The organism is Mycobacterium persicum, from assembly GCF_002086675.1.
In the GTDB taxonomy this organism is placed as follows: Bacteria; Actinomycetota; Actinomycetes; order Mycobacteriales; family Mycobacteriaceae; genus Mycobacterium; species Mycobacterium persicum.
Window position 1 is genome coordinate 1 of the sequence record NZ_MVIF01000213.1, and the last position, 2,118, is coordinate 2,118.

The window sequence follows — 2,118 nt, forward strand, 5'->3', positions numbered from 1 at the left end:
GTCGGGGTCGTTACGTCGACGGTTGCGGTCACCGTGTCCGTGCCCTCGGTAGCCGTGATTGTTGCCGGGGCTTGTTTGAAGTTGGTGTCGGCAGTCGAGGTACCGGTCATCCCATAGCTCATGAGAGCGGCGGCTGCGATGCCGATGCCAGCCATGCCGAGGCCGGCGCCGATCGGCTTGAGTCGGATTTTGCGATCTGTCACGGGAAACTCCTGTCTTCTCATTTGCTAACCGTCGTTGCCGATCCGGGAAGGCTACGAGACGAGCTCTTTCTCGGATAGGTCACTTCCAGTAGTTCGGCCTGCCAGCTGCGGGCGTTACACGTCGCTCGCACCACGTCCCGGTAGGCGTGTGAAGGGTTTGCCAGCTTGCGTAGCCAACCCGAGTTTTGGAGCGCTGTACCTCCTGTCGGTCGGGTTGAGTCGATGATCCGTAATGCGATCCACTATAAACCGCAATACGGATCTTTGGGAAGCCGGTAGTGGCTGCCGCGTTGACGCGGGGAGGCTCGGTGAATCCGCGACAAGCCGTGGTTTCGCTTGGTGTGCGATGCCGCTATATGGTCAGCTCAGAGGTATCGAGGATGCTGAGCATCCGCTGATCATTGATCTGGATGCCACCCTGGTGACTGCCCACAGCGATAAGGAATCTGCGGCCCCGACATTCAAGCGTGGCTAGGGGTTCACCCCTTGTGCGCATTCGTCGACCACGGATGCGAGGGCACCGGTGAGCCGTTGGCGATCTTGTTGCGCCCCGGCAATGCCGGGGCCACACCGCCGATGACCACATGTGGGTGCTCGCCGACGCGCTGGCTCAGGTGCCCAATGTCGAGGGGTATCGGGATCGGCAAGAAGGTGTTGGTCCGCGTCGATGCCGGCGGCGGGACTCATGAGTTCCTCGACTATCTGACCCCGGCGCCTGGCATATACGGTCGGGTTCGGGCTGACCGAGGCGATGGCCGGTGCGATCGCGGCAATCCCGGCCTCGGCGTGGACCCCGGTCTACGACGCCAACGGCGGTATCCGCGACGGCACCTGGTAGCTGAAGCCACCGGGGTGTGCGACCTGTCGACCTGGCCGCCCGGGATGCGTCTGATCGTGCGCAAAGAACGCCCGGTGCGCCGTGAGGCGCTATTGATTCGAACGGAGGTGAAAGACCTACGTCGCCGATCCCGTCGCGGCGGGACGGTGGAGCTGAGGGCAGCCCGACCCGGGAGGGCGGCAAGCGGCCCTGACAAAGCCGGGACGTACCAGCACTGCCAGATGGTGCGGGTCCGGCGAGCGGGACGGAAAAGGAGTACGCAAGGAACCGACGTTTACGTCCCTTCATCTTGCACCGGCTCGAATCTGGCGGATATGGGCCGTGGGCGGTGCGCATCTCATCGAGTGTTGGTGGGGACCTCCTGGGTCGGATAGGACGGTCGGCCGGGAGTCCACGGTTAAGTGCTGCGGGTTAGCCCTGGTGATGCCGCAGGGGCAGAGTCGGGCTCCTTCTTCGTCGAGCGAATCACAGTGAACACGGGAACCATCCCGGTCCCGCCGATCCTCTGGGCATCCGGCCAGAGGATTCGGCTGGGCGCACCGACCGCCGATCGGGTCGGGATGGGGCGCAGCCGTCGTAGTACTCCGAGCCGGGAAAGCCCGGCACTTGGGGAAGGACGGCTGCGGTATCGAGAAGGGAAGGAGACTGTAATGCCGAAAGACGCGAAGATGAACATCGCCGCTCCGGACGACGCGTCCATGCTAGTCCGCGTGCTCGGGTATCGGGGATGCAGACCACCCTGTCCGTGGTCATGTGAAAGTCCCCATTTATGGACCAGTTGTAGGTCCCCACTGATGGCCAGGTGGATGTCCTATTGGTGGCCAGGTAGAAGTCCCCACTCCCTTGCGTGTTGTCAATGGCGTATGAAGAGTGACGCCCTGACGACATTTGAAAATTGACCCGCTAGCGGGAGTTTCCACCGTCGATGGTTGGTCAGCGCTGTTTGTGCTGGTAGGTGGCGGTTTTTGGGGTTGGTGGGTGTATTACCCACCGTCGTGTTTGTGCTGGTCAGCGGGTGGGTGCGTAGCGGTGGATGTCGAAGAGGTTTGCGAGGCGGTCTTGGGTGGGGGTGGTGTC

The 2,118-nt window shown here is 62.7% G+C and carries 1 protein-coding gene and 1 pseudogene; one reads left to right on the plus strand and one right to left on the minus strand.

Going from position 1 to position 2,118, the window contains the following annotated elements:
• On the minus strand, positions 1 to 203 hold a 203-nt coding region (locus tag BST40_RS27875; RefSeq protein WP_142276848.1), incomplete at its 3' end, for a hypothetical protein.
• 316 nt (positions 204 to 519) lie between these two features.
• On the opposite strand from BST40_RS27875, the pseudogene BST40_RS32230 reads away from it, so the two are divergent.
• Positions 520 to 1,115, plus strand: a pseudogene (locus BST40_RS32230) (transposase); the annotation flags it as partial.
• Positions 1,116 to 2,118: the final 1,003 nt, after the last annotated feature.